Genomic DNA, 16,184 nt, shown 5'->3' on the forward strand with positions numbered 1-16,184 from the left:
ACATAATGATTTTTTTAGAAAAACTATCGCGGGAAATGAATATGGGATTTAATTGAAGTGTGAGCTGTATCACTATACAAAAGCGTAAGAACCCTTATCCATGCTACGTTATTTCTGCGTTGTAGAATATTCTGCTGTATATGGCTACTTTTAGATTTAATGAAACTATTTTTAAGTATTGCTTCATCTTTTCATCAGGCATGCCTACGAGATAAGAAAAATTAATTGGCACAGACGTGAGTTTATTTTCACTAAAAGCGAATAAAAATGCATTTCATTGGCATGTGTGTGATTGATCGCGGTCATCGCGAAGGGGGCAAGAGAAAGGTAGTCTGCTGTTCCTCAAGGGAGCAGGTTAGAATATGCAATTGCAAAAATTAATCAATATGTTTGGCGGAAATCTTCAACGCCGCTATGGCGAGAAGATCCACAAGCTGACACTGCACGGCGGGTTTAATTGTCCCAACCGTGATGGCACGCTGGGGCGGGGCGGTTGTACGTTCTGTAATGTCGCTTCGTTTGCCGATGAGCAGATGCAACAACGCAGTATTGCGCAGCAGCTGGAAGCACAGGCGGGAAAGGTGAATCGGGCCAAGCGCTATCTGGCCTATTTTCAGGCTTATACCAGTACTTATGCCGAAGTTCAGGTACTGGAGAGTATGTATCAGGAAGCGTTGAAGCAGGCTGAGATGGTGGGGCTTTGCGTGGGGACGCGCCCCGACTGTGTGCCAGATGCCGTACTGGATTTATTGTCCCGCTATCACGACCAGGGTTATGAAGTTTGGCTGGAACTCGGGTTGCAAAGTGCCTGTGACAAAACGCTACACCGTATTAATCGTGGGCATGACTTTGCCTGCTATCAGGAAACCACCCGCCGCGCGCGTGAGCGCGGCTTGAAGGTGTGTAGTCATCTGATTGTCGGTTTACCGGGAGAAGACGCCCAGTGCTGCCTATCGACGCTGGAGCAGGTCGTTGAGACCGGGGTGGAAGGCATTAAGCTTCATCCTCTCCATATCGTAGAAGGCAGCACGATGGCGAAGGCCTGGCGCGTCGGAAGGCTGCCCGAATTAGCCTTGGATCGCTACGTGGAAACGGCAGGAGAGATGATTCGCCATACGCCGCCTGACGTGATCTATCACCGCATTTCCGCCAGCGCCAGACGCCCGACCCTGCTGGCCCCGCTCTGGTGTGAAAATCGCTGGACGGGCATGGTAGAGCTGGATCGCTATCTGCAAACACACGGTGTACAGGGTTCCGCACTGGGCGCACCTTACCGGTACGATGGCGTTTGATGCGTCAAAAGAGACGGGCAGTAGAAGCCGGTATTTCATGTTGTGAATCTACGAGGCAGCGCCGTATAAACCGCTATTTTACGTTATGATGCGCGGGTGGGTGTCTAAGGGAAATCGCTATGAAGCAAATTCGTCTGTTGGCTCAGTACTATGTTGATTTAATGGTAAAACTGGGGCTTGTCCGTTTTTCACTGCTGCTGGCCTCGGTATTGGTGCTGCTGGCGATGGTGGTGCAAATGGCGGTCACCCTGCTGCTCAGTGGGGAAGTCGAAAATATCGACGTTGTCCGCTCTATTTTCTTCGGGCTGCTGATTACGCCCTGGGCCGTTTATTTTCTCTCTGTGGTGGTGGAGCAGCTTGAAGAGTCGCGTCAGCGGCTATCGAAGCTGGTCGCGAAGCTGGAAGAGATGCGCCATCGCGATCTGGAACTGAATGTGCAGCTTCAGGAGAACATCGCACAGCTCAATCAGGAAATCGCCGATCGTATCAAAGCGGAAGAGGCTCGTGTGCTGGTGATGAGCCGCCTCAAAGAAGAGATGTCCCGCCGTGAACAAGCGCAAATTGAGCTGGAGCAGCAGTCTGCGCTGCTGCGTTCGTTCCTCGATGCCTCGCCGGATCTGGTTTACTACCGTAACGAAGATAAAGAATTCTCCGGCTGCAACCGCGCGATGGAACTGCTGGTGGGTAAAAGCCAGAAGCAGCTTATTGGCCTGACGCCGCAAGATGTTTACGCCCCCGACATTGCCGAGAAAGTCATGGAGACGGACGAGAAAGTGTTCCGCCATAACGTTTCTCTGACCTATGAACAATGGTTGGTTTATCCCGATGGGCGTAAAGCCTGTTTTGAGCTGCGCAAAGTGCCGTTTTATGACCGGATGGGCAAACGGCACGGGTTAATGGGATTTGGACGCGATATAACGGAGCGTAAGCGTTACCAGGACGCGTTAGAGAACGCCAGTAGGGAGAAGACCACTTTTATCTCAACTATCAGCCACGAGCTTCGTACGCCGCTTAATGGCATTGTCGGGTTAAGCCGTATCCTGCTGGATACGCAACTTGACCCTGAGCAGCAAAAATACCTGAAAACTATCCACGTCAGCGCGATTACGCTGGGCAATATCTTTAACGACGTGATTGAGATGGATAAACAGGAGCGCCGCAAGGTGCAACTGGATAATCAACCGATCGATTTCACTGGCTTTTTGGTGGATCTGGAAAACCTCGGCGGCCTGCTGGCGGAGCCGAAAGGCCTGAAGCTGATTATGGATCAGCACCAGCCTCTGCCGCAGAAAGTGATTACTGACGGCACGCGCCTGCGGCAGATTCTGTGGAATCTGCTCAGTAACGCGGTGAAATTCACGCCGAAGGGTGAGAACGGCGAAAAGGGCGAAATTGTGGTGCGCGTCTGGCATGAAAAGGGCGATCGCCTGCGCTTCGAGGTTGAAGATTCAGGGATGGGCATCCCGGCCGATGAATTGGAAAAAATCTTCGCCATGTATTATCAGGTCAAAGACCAGCACGGCGGGAAACCCGCAACGGGGTCGGGAATTGGTCTGGCGGTGTCGAAGCGTCTGGCACAGAACATGGGGGGAGATATTCATGTTTCCAGTACGCAAGGTAAGGGCTCCTGCTTTACCCTGACCGTCATTGCGCCGAGCGTTGATGAGGCGGGAAGCAACCTTGAAGACGATGATGACATGCCGCTACCCGCGCTGCATGTTCTGTTGGTGGAGGATATCGAGCTGAATGTGGTGGTGGCGCGTTCGGTGCTGGAGAAACTGGGTAATAGCGTGGATGTCGCGATGACCGGGCAAGACGCGCTAGATATGTTCGATCCCGATGAGTTCGATCTGGTATTGCTTGATATTCAACTGCCGGATATGACCGGGCTCGACGTGGCGCGTCAGCTACGTTCGCGTTATGCCAACCGTAACATGCCGCCGCTGGTGGCGCTGACGGCGAATGTGCTGAAAGATAAACGCGAATATCTGGATGCGGGTATGGATGACGTGCTCAGCAAACCGCTGTCGGTGCCTGCGCTGACGGCCGTCATCAAACAATTTTGGGATAACCACACGGTGTGGACGGAAAACCCCGTAGCTGAGGAAGGTGATGAAATGGAAAAAGCAAAAGAAGACCTGCTGGATATTCCGATGTTGGAACAGTATCTGGATTTGGTGGGGCCGAAATTAATTCATCAGAGTCTGGAGATGTTTGAACAGATGATGCCGGGCTATCTGGCGATTCTGGATTCCAACATGACGGCGCGCGACCAGAAAGGTATTACGGAAGAAGGACACAAAATTAAAGGGGCGGCGGGTTCCGTTGGGTTACGGCACCTGCAACAGATTGCCCAGCAGATTCAGACTTCATCGCTACCGGCATGGTGGGATAACGTGCAGGAATGGGTCGATGAGCTGAAGCATGACTGGCGTCATGACGTTCAGGTACTGCGTGATTGGGTAGCAAAAGCAGAAAAAGAGTCCTGATTCAGTTTGCTGTGGCCACAAGGATGTGGCGAGTAACGCGGTTAGAAATTTTTTCGTGTCACAGGATATTATGCGAAAAATGCAGGGCAACGTTAGATTGAGTGGTGTTTACGATTGAAGAGGGATGGAGAATGCGGGGCTTTGCACGTTTTCATACGGTAGAAAAAAATGACCCCGACCGAAGCCGGGGTGCGCGAATTATGCGCCAACACCAGGGAAAACATGCACCTGCATTTAGATCTCAGGGTTTGTAAACTCGCAAGTGCGGATATTCGTGTCTTTAACGTATCTTAACTACAACAACTTACAACAGTAACTGAAGAACTTACAACAACAAGTAAACCCCAAGTACTGTACATCTTCATCAAGCAACAAAATAGCAAATGTGGAAATCTTTGTTACAAGAATCATTAAAATGTGTGATGTAGATTAGTGTTTGTCAATTAAAAAATCAATTAGTTGATGTAATGAAATGAAGGAAAAGATGATGAAACGAGTCGGCATTGTCCTTAGTGGCTGTGGTGTTTATGACGGTTCCGAGATTCATGAAGCCGTGTTGACGTTACTTGCACTGGATCGCGCGGGTGCACAGGCAGTTTGCTTTGCGCCAGATAAGCCGCAATTACAGGTGGTTAATCATCTGACCGGTGACGTAACTGGTGAGAATCGCAACGTTTTAGCAGAATCAGCACGGATCGCCAGAGGAAAAATCCAGCCGCTTTCTACCGCGAATGCACAAGATTTAGATGCGTTGATTGTGCCGGGAGGTTTTGGCGCGGCAAAAAATTTAAGCGACTTTGCCATGCAGGGATCGGCCTGCCAGATCGATGAAACGCTGCAACTGCTCACACGGGAAATTTATAAGCAAAGTAAACCAATTGGTTTTATTTGCATCTCGCCTGCGTTGTTGCCGACGATCTTGGGGGTACCCGTTCGTGTAACTGTTGGTAACGATATCGATACCGCTGAAGCTGTCGAAGAAATGGGTGGCATCCACGTTGTTTGTCCAGTCGATGATATCGTAGTGGATGAGGAGCATAAAATCGTGACGACACCAGCCTATATGCTGGCTAACTCCATCAGCGAAGCGGCGCAAGGTATTGATAAGCTTGTTGCTCGCGTATTGGCTCTCACCGAATGAGGTGGAACCGAAAACGTGGAGGCTTGCTCGCGTGGCTTAAGCGTCTGATTGTTCGGAGTGTATTAGCTGTTGTCGGGGCGTGGCTTGCTGGCATCCTGCTGTTCTCTTTCCTGCCAGTGCCGTTTTCCGCAGTGATGGTCGACAGGCAGCTCAGCGCATGGCTGAAAGGCGAATTCTCCTATGTTGCCCATTCGGATTGGGTTGCTATGGACGATATCGCACCGGAAATGGCGCTGGCGGTGATGGCGGCAGAAGACCAAAAATTTCCTCAGCATTGGGGTTTCGATGTTGATGCGATTGGTCAGGCATTGAAACACAACGAACGCAACACGCAGCGGATTCGCGGGGCGTCTACGTTATCGCAGCAGATGGTGAAGAATCTGTTTCTGTGGGATGGGCGTAGCTGGGTGCGTAAGGGCCTTGAAGCGGGCATTACCACCGGGGTGGAGCTGGTCTGGACAAAACGGCGGATTCTTACGGTGTACCTGAATATCGCCGAGTTTGGTCCTGGGATTTTTGGCGTGGAGGCCGCTGCCAGACGTTATTTCAATAAGCCTGCCAGCAGGCTGACAGCAAGTGAATCTGCCTTGCTGGCGGCGGTGCTGCCGAACCCCATTCGCTTTCGTGCGAATGCGCCCTCCAGCTATGTCATTCAACGCCAGCAGTGGATTTTGCGCCAGATGCGACAGATGGGCGGTGATGCGTTTTTGCGAGATAACAATCTGAATTAATCAGGCTTACACGTTTAGTATACCGAGAATTTTTTGCGCTAACGTTCGTGTTTTCGACATCAGGAGAAAGTATGCGGTTACGTTATTGGTCAGGTTTACTGGTTGCATTGTGTTGTGTGGTTTCCGTTGCCCGTGCGGACGCGGAGCCCAAAGCGTCACCCCCCGATAATCCCTACGCCTTCTTGCAGCAGCCCCAGCTATCCGTAGTAAAACAGCAACTTCAGCAGAAAACGGAAAAGCCGCAGACGCGAATGGCGTACGAGCAACTTATTTCGGAAGCCGATCGTGCGCTGAAAAGTGCTAACCCTAGCGTGACGGAAAAAAAATCCACGCCACCCAGTGGTTCAAAGCATGATTATTTGAGCCTCAGCGCCTACTGGTGGCCCGACCCCGACAAAGCTGATGGTTTACCTTGGATTCGTCGTGATGGGCAGGTAAACCCTGCCAGCAAGGATGAAGAGACGGATGGGGTGCGGTTGGCTAAATTCACGGCTCAAACGCAGGCATTGACGCTGGCGTGGTATTTTTCGGGCAAACAGGCGTATGCCGATAAAGCCATATCGATGATCCGTACTTGGTTTATCGACCCTGCTACGCGTATGAACCCTAATCTCGATTTCGCGCAAGGCGTGCCGGGTATCGCGCCGGGTAGAGGATCGGGCGTGTTGGACGGACGCTATTTTTCCACCCGGATCGTCGATTCGCTGATTATGCTGCGTCAGGCACCGGGCTGGACGACGCAGGATGAGCAGCAGATGCAGAAATGGATGAACGATTATCTGCACTGGCTGCAAACCAGCAAACTGGGGAAAAAAGAGGCAACGGCCAAGAATAATCACGGTAGCTGGTATACCGTACAGGTCGCGGGCATCGCGTGGTATCTGGGGAAAATTGACGTGGTGAAATCCATGGCGCAATTGCAGCGGGAAAAGTTGGATCACCAACTGCAACCAGATGGTGCTCAGCCGGAAGAATTGGCGCGTACCCGTTCCTTCCATTACAGCTATTTCAACCTTCAGGCGATAACGGATATGGCTACTCTGGCTTCCCGTGTCGGGGAGAATATTTGGCAATATCAAACGCCGAAGGGAAGCAGTGTGATAAAGGCGCTGGATTTTATGGCACCGTATTTGGATGAAAACAAAGCGTGGCCGCGCAAGACAATGGACAGGCAAAGCAGTCGCCTTATCCCGCTGCTATTGCAGGCAGAGCGTGGTTTGAAAACGCCGCGTTACCAGATGCAAATCAAGCAAGCGGGTTTTGCTGAATTGCTCATGGGTGAGGCTGACGCGCGGGATAAAGAACAGGGCCATATCAGTGTTGAAACCCGCCGTGCGCTCTGGCTGCTGAATCCTGTAATACCTTGATCCTATTAACTCCTGATTCTATCGGGGGAAAATATACCGCCATCGCACAGAAATAAAAAAACCGCTGATGAGTACATCAGCGGTTTTTGTTCGTAGACGCGTCGCGTTATTGCAGGTAGGTAAAGGCGGTCGTGACGTGTTTAACACCACTAACCTTACTGGCAATTTCTGCGGCGGAGGTGCCTTCACGCGGTGTCACCAAACCTAACAGGAAGACTTCGCTGTTTTCCGTGGTGACTTTTACGTTAGAGGATTTAACCGTGTCACTAGCCAAAATTTGTGAGCGAACTTTGGTGGTGATCCAGGTATCCAGAGAGGCGGTTCCCATTGAAACCGGGGTGCCTTGACGTATTTCGTTATAGACTTCGGCTGCACCTTCCACGCCGAGGGCGATTTGCTTAGCCCGGCTCGCCATCTCTGTGCTTGGAGCCTGCCCGGTTAACAGTACTTTCCCTTGATAAGCCGTCGCAACGATACGAGCCTCTTTTTTCAACTGCTCGTCTTTGCTGATTGCATTCGTCACGCGGACTTCCAGTGTGCCATCGTCAACCTGCGTGCCGACGGTACGCGGGTCAGTGGCCGTCTTGGTCGCCACGGCACTGCCAACTGCGACAACCCCGACACAGCCTTGTAGCAGCAGGGCGATAGACAGCACGGCAAATGCAGAACTTATCCTCATGTAGTGCTCCTTCAATCGTTCTGGTGTGGAAAAAGTGTGTTATCAATCAAATCGCACAGGCAATTTACTGTCAACATGTGCATTTCCTGAATACGGGCGCTGCGGTGTGACGGGATGCGAATCTCCACATCCTGCGGCCCGAGCAACCCGGCCAGTTCTCCGCCATCGTACCCGGTCAAAGCGACAATCGTCATGTCGCGGGTAACGGCAGACTCTACGGCTTTCACAATATCGCGGCTGTTGCCACGGGTTGAAATTGCCAGTAGTACGTCGCCAGCCTGACCTAATGCTCTGACTTGTTTGGCATAGACCTCTTCATGCAAGCGGTCATTCGCTATCGCAGTTAAGACCACATTATCTGCATTTAGTGCGATGGCGGGTAAGCTGGGGCGCTCTGCTTCAAAGCGGTTAATCATGCTGGCGGCAAAATGTTGCGAATTGGCTGCCGATGTTCCGTTACCGCAGCACAGAATTTTGTTACCGTTTAGCAGAGATTGCACCATCGCAATCGCACCTCGGGAAATGGCGTCAGGCAAGGCTTCTGCCGCTGCAATCTGCGTTTGAATACTCTCAGTAAAACAAACTTTTATTCTATCCAGCACGTTGAGTTAACCTACGTAAATTGAAATCCATCAAGGATGTATTATCCCTGTGCAGCAAAGGCATTGGGGAGCCAGTTGAACTCTTTGCCCGTAATGGCCAGCACGTCAAAACGGCAATCTACCGTGTCAAAGCTGGCTCCTTGCTGCGCCAACCACACGGCGGCGGCATGCAGTAACCGCTGCTGTTTGTGGCGAGTGACGCTGGCTGCTGCATCGCCAAAATGCGCGTTGCGCCGATAGCGTACTTCGACAAACACCCAGATATGGCGATCGCGCATGATCAAATCCAGCTCGCCGCCGCGTAGCGTAACATTCGCGGCGGTGAAGGTTAGGCCCGCGCGTTCAAGATAGCGCCGAGCCTGTTGTTCGTAAACTGCGCCAGCCGCTCGTTGATTCAGAGAACAGGTACCAACTGACCCTGACGGTATTGTTGCCAAGTGAGCTGCCGGTTGATAGTACAATCTGGTCCTGCGCTTAACATACCTGTTGCACCGGGGATCTGGTGGCCCGGAATCTGGCGCATTTCGCCAAAGTGGCTGGCGAGCGTCCAGGCATCCATCCCCATGGCATACAGGCGGACTAACGAGTAATCGTTTTTAAACTGGCTACTGACCTGCTGCATCAATGCCGGGTTCGCGCCTGCGAGCAGTGGAATATCGCTGAACTGCAAACCTTCCATTTCGAGGCGGAAGTCAGGGCCTAACCCTGCCTGGAAGCTACGTGAGCTGGCATAGAGCGCAGGGCGAGCGCGTGATGTCGTGCGCATGTCGATCATTGGCTTAATCAGCGCCAGCTCGTCTGGCGTGGCGATGATATAGACCGCATCAATATTACCACTGACGGAGGAACTGACCGTTGGTTGAACCTGTGATGGGATGGTCAGGCCGCCAATGGTCGTGCCCGTTTGTGTTTGTTGCTGCGAAACGTTAACGGGTTGGCCGCTCAGGCTTAAGCCCGCGCCGCTATTGATAGCCTGTTTTAACTCCGCCGTGTTGCCAAAACGCTGTTGCAAAGAACTGGTGCCGCTTTGTTGGTTCCAGGCCTGAGCGAAGGCATTGACGATACGGTCACCCAGCGCGCCGCGAGGGGCTAAGACCAGCGGCTGCTGTTTACCCTGCTGATGGATAAACTTAGCTGCGTCTCTGGCTTCATCTTCTGGGGAGAGCGCGAAATAGCAAATGTTAGGGCTATTTTCGACGTGTTCCGGCTGGTTCAACGCCAAAATATTCAGCGGCGACTGGCTGCTTGCCAACTGATCCACTTCATTTTTCAGCAGTGGGCCGATAACCAGCGATGCACCATCCTGCTGTGCTTGAGTGAGAATATTAGCCAGCGGTTGTGAAGAGGTGTCATACACTTTGACCGGAAGCGAACCGGACAATCCCGCGCTTGTCGGTTGTGCTTCGGGCGCAGGTGTCGTTGATGCGACCGCCTGATCGCTGTATGGCGCAGGTGATTGAGCACCCTGTCCATCCGATGATGGCGTTACCTGCCCGTCTTGCGTGGTGCCTGTTGCCGGTGCGGCAGGCGCAGATACGGGGGCAGTGGCTATCTGGCCATTTTTTGCTGCGTTAAAACCTTGCTGGATCGCATTGGCAAAAACCTGCGCCTGGCCGTTAAGCGGTAACAGCAGCGCGATGCTGTTGACAGACGACGGCTGATAGTTGATGACCTGATTTAACTGCGTAGGTAGCGTTTTCGCAGCAGGGTGATGCGGATAACGCGTCTGCCAATCCTGAATGGCGCTCTGTAACTGGTCAGGGGACTCGCGGTTGTTCTGATAATTACTTAGCAAATCCACCCAGCCCTGAAGCACGTTTTCATTCGCGTTAATCAACAGCGCCCCAGACTCCTGCGGTGACATTTGCATCAGCGTCAGCCAGGTTTGATCGAGATTCATCTGGTGTTCGTCGCCTTTCAGCAACGGCTCCTGCGCGATATAGGTCCGCAGTAGCTCAATGGAAGGACGCCCTTGCGCTGTTTTGATTTGTATCTGGTAATAGCGCTGTTTCTGCTGATCGGAAAGTGCACCGATATCAAGCTGGCTCAGCGCTGCCTTGGCCGCCTCCATATTGTTCTGGGTGACGGACAGTTCCGCACTGAGCAGTTGCTGTTCTTGTTTTTGCGCTGCACTCAGTTTTTCTGGCAGCGCGTTGAACTGCTGGCTTGCCTGAGGGGCTTTCCCTTCCTGTAGCAGAGAACGAATAGCAAGTAATTGCCAGTCAGCCTTGTTATTATCGCTACTTTGCTGCATCTGTTGCAGATAATAATCAGATGATGCGTCGGCTTTGCCCTGAACCTCGGGTGGTGGGCTCTGCGGTGCGTGACTTGGACAGCCTGCGAGAAACAGTGCCGCTAACAAAACAGGGATAACACGCCCTGCCTGGGTACGGACGAAATGAAAAGGAAGCATACTGTATCCAGTGATTTTTTTTTGAAGATGCTCAATATTAAATCGGCAACCCGGATGAAACAATGAATCAAGACCAACAAGCAGATATTTCTGCATCTACCCTTTACATTGTCCCCACGCCAATCGGTAATCTGGGCGACATCACGCAGCGTGCGCTAGCGGTATTGGCGAGCGTTGATCTGATCGCCGCAGAGGATACCCGCCATACCGGCCTGCTGTTACAACATTTTGCGATTAATGCGCGGCTGTTCGCATTACACGATCACAACGAACAACAAAAAGCGGATGTGCTACTGGCTAAATTGCAGTCAGGGCAAAGCATCGCGCTGGTTTCAGATGCGGGCACGCCGCTGATTAACGACCCCGGTTACCATTTGGTTCGACGCTGCCGTGAAGCAGGCGTTCGCGTGGTGCCACTGCCGGGTGCCTGCGCGGCGATAACGGCGCTCTCTGCGTCCGGCCTGGCGTCTGATCGCTTTTGCTATGAAGGTTTTCTGCCCGCCAAAACTAAAGGGCGCAAAGATAAGTTGCGTGAGCTAGAGGAAGAAACCCGCACGCTGATTTTCTACGAATCCACACATCGTCTTTTGGACAGTTTGCAGGATATCAGCGAGGTGCTGGGAACTGAGCGTTATGTGGTGCTCGCGCGTGAAATCACCAAAACCTGGGAATCGATTCACGGCGCACCTGTAGGTGAATTGCTGGCCTGGGTAAAAGAAGATGAGAATCGCCGCAAAGGGGAAATGGTGCTGATTGTGGAAGGGCATCAGATTGATGACAGTGCGCTCTCTTCTGAAGCACTGCGCACGCTAGCGCTATTGCGTGCTGAATTGCCGCTGAAGAAAGCGGCGGCGCTGGCGGCTGAAATTCACGGCGTGAAGAAAAACGCACTTTACCGCTATGGGCTGGAGCAAGAAGGCGATAGTGGTGAATCTGGGGATGACAAATAGGGTAATTTCCCCTATTATCCGCGCCGGAGTTGACCAGACAGTCGCCGCTTCACTGCCGTCCCTTTCGGGGGAGACAGGTGGAGGGGAGGAAAGTCCGGGCTCCATAGGGCAGGGTGCCAGGTAACGCCTGGGAGGCGCAAGCCTACGACTAGTGCAACAGAGAGCAAACCGCCGATGGCCCACGCAAGTGGGATCAGGTAAGGGTGAAAGGGTGCGGTAAGAGCGCACCGCGCGACTGGCAACAGTTCGTGGCACGGTAAACTCCACCCGGAGCAAGGCCAAATAGGGGTTCACATGGTACGGCCCGTACTGAACCCGGGTAGGCTGCTTGAGCCAGTGAGTGATTGCTGGCCTAGATGAATGACTGTCCACGACAGAACCCGGCTTAACGGTCAACTCCCTTCATCATAAAACCCCGCTTCGGCGGGGTTTTGCTTTATAGGGACAGGCAAGATGAATAACTGTCCACGACGCTTTTTATGAAAGAAAGCGGCTTAACGGTCAACTCCCTTCATCATAAAACCCCGCTTCGGCGGGGTTTTGCTTTATAGGGACAGGCAAGATGAATAACTGTCCACGACGCTTTTTATGAAAGAAAGCGGCTTAACGGTCAACTCCCTTCATCATAAAACCCCGCTTCGGCGGGGTTTTGCTTTATAGGGGCAGGCAAGATGAACGACTGTCCACGACGCTTTTTATGAAAGAAAGCGGCTTAACGGTCAACTCCCTTCATCATAAAACCACCGCTTCGGCGGGGTTTTGCTTTATGGGGCAGGCAAGATGAATGACTGTCCACGACGCTTTTTATGAAAGAAAGCGGCTTAACGGTCAGTGTGAAGTGATGCTTAGGAAATACTATAATGAGTGCTTTTAAAAGTGCTATTATTAGTGTGTTTAAGTCGCCTTTGACTAACCGAATTGAGTGAATGAAATTATGGCTTTCAACATCCTAACTAACACAGCCGCCAGTATTACTGAGTTGAAACGTGACCCGATGGGGACGGTTCGGGCTGCTGAAGGTGAAACTATCGCTATACTGAACCGGAATGAGCCGGCGTTCTACTGTGTGCCTCCTGCTGTATTCGCCTATTTAATGGAACTGGCTGAAGATGCAGAGCTGGGGCGTACCGTTGATGATCGGATGTCAGAGCTAGCTGACGCGGAAGAGATTTCGCTCGATGATCTATAAGTTAAAATTTGTGCCTTCTGCAATGAAGGAATGGAAAAAGCTAGGGCATCCTGTCCGGGAACAGTTCAAGAAAAAGCTGGTTGAGCGTTTGGAAAACCCTCGTGTTCCTTCAGCCCAGCTTCATGGCCGTAAAGACCAGTATAAAATTAAACTTAGGTCCGCTGGCTACAGGCTGGTGTATTTGGTCCAGGATGAGGCCATTACTGTGATGGTTATGGGAGTTGGAAAGCGCGAAGGTAGCCAGATTTATTCTGATACGAAAGGTCGCTCTGCTTAATCTGGTCTTTTGCGAGTCCCATCCCTTGTCGGTAGTTTTTCTTGCCGTGTGCCATGCCTTTCAAATTAATTGATGTACTTCATCACATAACTCTGACTTTTTCTGTGTCATAAAGCGCGTAAAGTAACGTCATTGCGTGCGGCTAGCACGTTCGCTGACATCTTTCAGAGGATATGACTATGAACAACACTTCCCGGATGCCTGCACTGTTCCTCGGCCATGGTAGCCCGATGAACGTGTTGGAAAGCAATGCGTATACTCAGGCATGGCAAACGCTGGGTGAGACGCTACCACGTCCGAAGGCGATTATTGCGGTTTCTGCCCACTGGTATACCCGTGGTACGGCCGTGACGGCGATGGAGAATCCACGCACCATTCATGACTTTGGTGGCTTCCCGAAGGCGCTGTTTGATACACAGTATCCGGCACCCGGCTCACCTGAGTTAGCGGCGAGAATCCAGCAGGTGCTGGCTCCGCATCCCGTTACCGCCGATCACAGCCAATGGGGTTTGGATCATGGTTCCTGGGGCGTGCTGATCAAGATGTACCCGAATGCGGATATTCCCGTTGTGCAACTGAGCGTAGACGGCACGCAGCCTGCTGAGTATCACTACGAGCTAGGGCGCAAGCTGGCGGCACTGCGTGATGAAGGCATTATGATTGTCGCGAGCGGCAACGTGGTGCATAACCTGCGGATGGTGAAATGGGATGGCGACGCGGAGGCATATCCGTGGGCGATATCATTCAATCAATTTGTGCGTGATAACCTGGCCTATCAGGGCAACGACCATCCGTTGGTTAATTTTATGCAGCACGAAGGGGCTGCGTTATCCAACCCGACTCCTGACCATTACCTTCCATTGCTCTATGTTCTGGGAAGCTGGGATGGTCGAGAAGCCATCAGCATTCCAGTTGATGGGCTTGAGATGGGATCGCTAAGTATGCTGTCGGTACAGGTGGGGTAACCGACTCTTTGCTTTAGAAATGAAGAAGGCACGGTTTTCACCGTGCCTTCTATACTCGTCATACTTCAAGCTGCATGTATGTTGGCTGCGCTTAAATCTGCTCCCGGCAGATTTGTCACCCGAATCACTTACCTGAGTAAGCTCATCGGGATGCCTTCTCTTGCCGCCGCCATGCAACTCGAATTATTTAGAGTATATTTTTCTGCTTAATCCAGAATGGTATGCGGATAGAAGCGCGAGAGATCCTGAGTGATCAGCGCGCGATCTTCACGTACGCCGATACCGCAAGGCTGATCGTCTACCAGCCAACTGCCAATTAGCGTATAGCTGTCGCCAAATTTCGGTAGCGGGTGATACTGCTGGATAATCATGCCTTCTTCGCCATAAGGGCCGTCGGCTGATGCTATCTCTTTCCCGTTTTCGATGATTTGGATGTTCGCCCCTTCACGTGAAAACAGTGGCTTGATGACGTAGCTGTCTAGCTCGGGGTGTTCATCTTCCGCAAAGTAGGCGGGAAGCAGGTTGGGGTGATTGGGGAACATTTCCCACAGCATCGGCAGTAGCGCTTTATTGGAAATGATGCTTTTCCAGGCGGGCTCCAGCCAGCGTACGCCAGCATCTTCCAGCTTGGTGGAAAACATTTCGCGCAGCATGAATTCCCACGGATACAGCTTGAACAGGTTACTAATTATCTGATTTTCGGGATCGGTAAACTGACCTTTTTCACCGAGACCGATTTCTTCAATGTACAGAAATTCGCTCGGCAGGCCTGCTTCCAGCGCACAGTCCTGAAGATATTGCACCGTACCGCGATCTTCTTCCGTATCCTGACAGCAAGCGAAGTGCAGCAAGCCAAAGCCGTGATTCAGCTTCAGCTCCTCAAAACGTTCAATCAGCTTTTCCTGAATGCTGTTGTACTGGTCTGAATTCTGCGGCAACTTCCCAGCGTTGATTTGATCTTCCAGCCAGAGCCATTGGAAAAAAGCGGCTTCGTACAACGACGTCGGTGTATCCGCATTGTTTTCCAGCAGCTTGGCTGGGGATTTGCCGTCATAGGCCAAATCGAGACGTGAATACAGCGAAGGCTGATGGGTACGCCATGAGTGTCTGACGAATTCCCAGGTGTGTTTGGGAATGCGGAATTTGGTGAGCAGCGTGTCGCTGCTGACGACTTTTTCCACCACTTGCAGACACATTTGGTGCAGCTCTGCTGTCGTTTCTTCCAGCTCTTCTATTTGAGCCAGCGTGAACTGGTAGTAAGCCTCTTCGCTCCAGTAGGGCTCGCCGTACATGGTGTGAAAACGAAAACCAAACTCGGTCGCTTTTTCCTGCCAGTCAGGACGCGCAGTAATATCTATCCGCTTCATTCGATACGTCCTCAGCCGCCCATACTGCGGGAAGAGCTGGAGTTTGAACTAGCGCTGCTACGCTGCATGCTGGTTTGCTTGGCGACGGTTTCACCAAAACCACCGCGCGTAATGGTGGATGTCGTTGCAGGCTTCGGTGCGAGTGCGGTTTTAGGCACCGTCATGGTACGGCCTGTCGTCGCGTTGCCGTAGTTTTTGCCAGCAGCATCAACGAATTTGCCGTTAGCCGGGCTGGTGGGGGATTTTGAACTGAACAACGGCTGCTGTGTGAAACCAGCCCCGCCACTCATCATTCGACCCATCATGTAACCCGCCATCAGCGGCATCCAGGACATCCCACCGCCCTGTTGCGATTCTGCTGCCATACCTGCCTGTGCAGGGGCTTGGGTACACTGTGCTTCACCGAATTCTGCTACGCAATCTTCTTTTGTCGCGTATTTGGGTGCCGTTTTTTCCGCTTCTTTTAATGCATTATTGTATGCGGTGGTGCATTGGGCAGCCATTGACGGGTTAGCTGACGAACAGTCATCCGCATTCTGGTAGAGGGAGACGGTTTCATCGGTTTGTTCGCAGCCCGCGAGGAAAAATACAGCGCTGACGGCTAAGGCAACAGGTGCCAGACGGTACGTTCGCCATTCCTTGCGGAACGTTTCCTGATTAATATTTTTTGTACGTTTCATTGTGTTTATCCCAGAGCAAAGTGTCACGATTAATGACAAATA

At 52.0% G+C, this 16,184-nt stretch carries 15 protein-coding genes and 1 other RNA gene; 10 read left to right on the forward strand and 6 right to left on the reverse strand.

Annotated elements, in window-relative coordinates; genetic code table 11:
* Window positions 1–362 precede the first annotated feature (362 nt).
* The 5 genes from mnmL (at window position 363) to E2566_RS01780 (ending at window position 7,020) form a co-directional block, all read left to right on the forward strand.
* On the forward strand, window positions 363–1,292 hold the full coding sequence (gene mnmL, locus E2566_RS01760; RefSeq protein WP_107170753.1) for a tRNA modification radical SAM protein MnmL/YtqA: 930 nt from the start codon (window positions 363–365) through the stop codon (window positions 1,290–1,292).
* Window positions 1,293–1,411: 119 nt separating this feature from the next.
* The gene (gene arcB, locus E2566_RS01765) at window positions 1,412–3,781 is read left to right on the forward strand and encodes an aerobic respiration two-component sensor histidine kinase ArcB (RefSeq protein ID WP_107170754.1); all 2,370 of its coding nucleotides are present in this window, start codon (window positions 1,412–1,414) and stop codon (window positions 3,779–3,781) included.
* 487 nt (window positions 3,782–4,268) lie between these two features.
* Window positions 4,269–4,922: an isoprenoid biosynthesis glyoxalase ElbB gene (gene elbB / locus E2566_RS01770; protein WP_107170755.1), complete on the forward strand. Its 654-nt coding sequence runs from the start codon at window positions 4,269–4,271 to the stop codon at window positions 4,920–4,922.
* On the forward strand, window positions 4,919–5,653 hold the full coding sequence (gene mtgA / locus E2566_RS01775; RefSeq protein ID WP_107170756.1) for a monofunctional biosynthetic peptidoglycan transglycosylase: 735 nt from the start codon (window positions 4,919–4,921) through the stop codon (window positions 5,651–5,653). Before elbB ends, mtgA begins: the two co-directional genes overlap by 4 nt.
* A gap of 71 nt (window positions 5,654–5,724) precedes the next feature.
* Window positions 5,725–7,020: an alginate lyase family protein gene (locus E2566_RS01780; protein ID WP_107170757.1), complete on the forward strand. Its 1,296-nt coding sequence runs from the start codon at window positions 5,725–5,727 to the stop codon at window positions 7,018–7,020.
* A gap of 106 nt (window positions 7,021–7,126) precedes the next feature.
* On the opposite strand, the gene dolP is transcribed toward E2566_RS01780, so the two are convergent.
* The 4 genes from dolP to E2566_RS01800 are packed head-to-tail and all read right to left on the reverse strand — an operon-like array spanning window position 7,127 to window position 10,714.
* Window positions 7,127–7,699 (reverse strand): division/outer membrane stress-associated lipid-binding lipoprotein, encoded by a 573-nt coding sequence (dolP, locus tag E2566_RS01785; protein ID WP_107170758.1) that lies wholly within the window; start codon window positions 7,697–7,699, stop codon window positions 7,127–7,129.
* 11 nt (window positions 7,700–7,710) lie between these two features.
* On the reverse strand, window positions 7,711–8,301 hold the full coding sequence (gene diaA / locus E2566_RS01790; protein WP_005975525.1) for a DnaA initiator-associating protein DiaA: 591 nt from the start codon (window positions 8,299–8,301) through the stop codon (window positions 7,711–7,713).
* Window positions 8,302–8,342: 41 nt separating this feature from the next.
* Window positions 8,343–8,699 (reverse strand): YraN family protein, encoded by a 357-nt coding sequence (locus tag E2566_RS01795; protein ID WP_205543243.1) that lies wholly within the window; start codon window positions 8,697–8,699, stop codon window positions 8,343–8,345.
* Window positions 8,696–10,714, reverse strand: a complete 2,019-nt coding sequence (locus E2566_RS01800; RefSeq protein ID WP_107170760.1) for a penicillin-binding protein activator — start codon at window positions 10,712–10,714, stop codon at window positions 8,696–8,698. Before E2566_RS01800 ends, E2566_RS01795 begins: the two co-directional genes overlap by 4 nt.
* Window positions 10,715–10,776: 62 nt before the next feature.
* On the opposite strand from E2566_RS01800, the gene rsmI reads away from it, so the two are divergent.
* The 5 genes from rsmI (at window position 10,777) to ygiD (ending at window position 14,095) form a co-directional block, all read left to right on the forward strand.
* Complete coding sequence (rsmI, locus tag E2566_RS01805) at window positions 10,777–11,664, forward strand: 16S rRNA (cytidine(1402)-2'-O)-methyltransferase (RefSeq protein ID WP_107170761.1); 888 nt, start codon at window positions 10,777–10,779, stop codon at window positions 11,662–11,664.
* A 25-nt stretch (window positions 11,665–11,689) separates the two neighbouring features.
* Window positions 11,690–12,068: RNase P RNA component class A (gene rnpB, locus E2566_RS01810), an RNA gene on the forward strand.
* A gap of 530 nt (window positions 12,069–12,598) precedes the next feature.
* On the forward strand, window positions 12,599–12,853 hold the full coding sequence (locus E2566_RS01815; protein WP_039282788.1) for a type II toxin-antitoxin system Phd/YefM family antitoxin: 255 nt from the start codon (window positions 12,599–12,601) through the stop codon (window positions 12,851–12,853).
* Window positions 12,843–13,130 (forward strand): type II toxin-antitoxin system RelE family toxin, encoded by a 288-nt coding sequence (locus tag E2566_RS01820; protein WP_107170910.1) that lies wholly within the window; start codon window positions 12,843–12,845, stop codon window positions 13,128–13,130. The genes E2566_RS01815 and E2566_RS01820 overlap by 11 nt, the downstream gene beginning before the upstream one ends.
* 179 nt (window positions 13,131–13,309) lie before the next feature.
* Window positions 13,310–14,095: a 4,5-DOPA-extradiol-dioxygenase gene (gene ygiD, locus E2566_RS01825; RefSeq protein WP_107170911.1), complete on the forward strand. Its 786-nt coding sequence runs from the start codon at window positions 13,310–13,312 to the stop codon at window positions 14,093–14,095.
* Window positions 14,096–14,301: 206 nt separating this feature from the next.
* Here ygiD and E2566_RS01830 read toward each other — a convergent pair whose 3' ends face one another.
* Together E2566_RS01830 and E2566_RS01835 are read right to left on the reverse strand one after the other, a co-directional pair.
* Window positions 14,302–15,462 carry a glutathionylspermidine synthase family protein gene (locus tag E2566_RS01830; protein WP_107170912.1) on the reverse strand — a complete coding sequence of 387 codons (1,161 nt, stop codon included), beginning with the start codon at window positions 15,460–15,462 and terminating at the stop codon, window positions 14,302–14,304.
* A gap of 11 nt (window positions 15,463–15,473) precedes the next feature.
* Window positions 15,474–16,142 carry a DUF1190 family protein gene (locus E2566_RS01835; RefSeq protein WP_107170913.1) on the reverse strand — a complete coding sequence of 223 codons (669 nt, stop codon included), beginning with the start codon at window positions 16,140–16,142 and terminating at the stop codon, window positions 15,474–15,476.
* Window positions 16,143–16,184 lie beyond the last annotated feature (42 nt).

The sequence above is a fragment of the Pectobacterium punjabense genome, from assembly GCF_012427845.1.
In the GTDB taxonomy this organism is placed as follows: domain Bacteria; phylum Pseudomonadota; class Gammaproteobacteria; order Enterobacterales; family Enterobacteriaceae; genus Pectobacterium; species Pectobacterium punjabense.

Excerpts from the sequence above, each read along its gene's own strand:
- mnmL (WP_107170753.1), top strand. The coding sequence starts at position 363 with ATGCAATTGCAAAAATTAATCAATATGTTTGGCGGAAATCTTCAACGC.
- arcB (WP_107170754.1), top strand. The coding sequence starts at position 1,412 with ATGAAGCAAATTCGTCTGTTGGCTCAGTACTATGTTGATTTAATGGTA.
- elbB (WP_107170755.1), top strand. The coding sequence starts at position 4,269 with ATGAAACGAGTCGGCATTGTCCTTAGTGGCTGTGGTGTTTATGACGGT.
- mtgA (WP_107170756.1), top strand. The coding sequence starts at position 4,919 with ATGAGGTGGAACCGAAAACGTGGAGGCTTGCTCGCGTGGCTTAAGCGT.
- E2566_RS01780 (WP_107170757.1), top strand. The coding sequence starts at position 5,725 with ATGCGGTTACGTTATTGGTCAGGTTTACTGGTTGCATTGTGTTGTGTG.
- dolP (WP_107170758.1), bottom strand. The coding sequence starts at position 7,699 with ATGAGGATAAGTTCTGCATTTGCCGTGCTGTCTATCGCCCTGCTGCTA.
- E2566_RS01800 (WP_107170760.1), bottom strand. The coding sequence starts at position 10,714 with ATGCTTCCTTTTCATTTCGTCCGTACCCAGGCAGGGCGTGTTATCCCT.
- rsmI (WP_107170761.1), top strand. The coding sequence starts at position 10,777 with ATGAATCAAGACCAACAAGCAGATATTTCTGCATCTACCCTTTACATT.
- E2566_RS01815 (WP_039282788.1), top strand. The coding sequence starts at position 12,599 with ATGGCTTTCAACATCCTAACTAACACAGCCGCCAGTATTACTGAGTTG.
- E2566_RS01820 (WP_107170910.1), top strand. The coding sequence starts at position 12,843 with ATGATCTATAAGTTAAAATTTGTGCCTTCTGCAATGAAGGAATGGAAA.
- ygiD (WP_107170911.1), top strand. The coding sequence starts at position 13,310 with ATGAACAACACTTCCCGGATGCCTGCACTGTTCCTCGGCCATGGTAGC.
- E2566_RS01830 (WP_107170912.1), bottom strand. The coding sequence starts at position 15,462 with ATGAAGCGGATAGATATTACTGCGCGTCCTGACTGGCAGGAAAAAGCG.
- E2566_RS01835 (WP_107170913.1), bottom strand. The coding sequence starts at position 16,142 with ATGAAACGTACAAAAAATATTAATCAGGAAACGTTCCGCAAGGAATGG.